1 protein-coding gene is annotated in these 258 nt (G+C 71.7%); it reads right to left on the bottom strand.

The features are described from left to right. A partial coding sequence (locus tag AB3X94_RS42165) for a condensation domain-containing protein (protein ID WP_368614503.1) occupies positions 1-258 on the bottom strand: 258 nt, incomplete at both ends.

Below are 258 nucleotides of genomic sequence, written 5' to 3'. Positions count from 1 at the left end.
TCAACCCGGGGGCCCTCCTCCGCATCAACGAAGACGCTGCGCAGCGCCTCGTGGCGCGCATACAGCTGATCGAGGCTGCGTCGCCACGCCGCGCGGTCCAGCCTGCCCCGCAACCGCCAGCCCAGCGGAACGTGGTAGCGGGCGCTGTCCTTGTCCAGCTGGGCCAGAAACCACAGCCGCTGCTGCGCAAACGACAGCTCAAGCGGCGCCTGGCGCGATACGGCTCCAATGGCCGGCAGCGCCTGCGCTGCCGCGCCG

This window comes from Paraburkholderia sp. BR10923, assembly GCF_040948765.1.
Classification (GTDB): domain Bacteria; phylum Pseudomonadota; class Gammaproteobacteria; order Burkholderiales; family Burkholderiaceae; genus Paraburkholderia; species Paraburkholderia youngii.
Note: the sequence above shows the minus strand (reverse complement) of the source record. Positions and strands in the feature narration are given on the sequence as shown.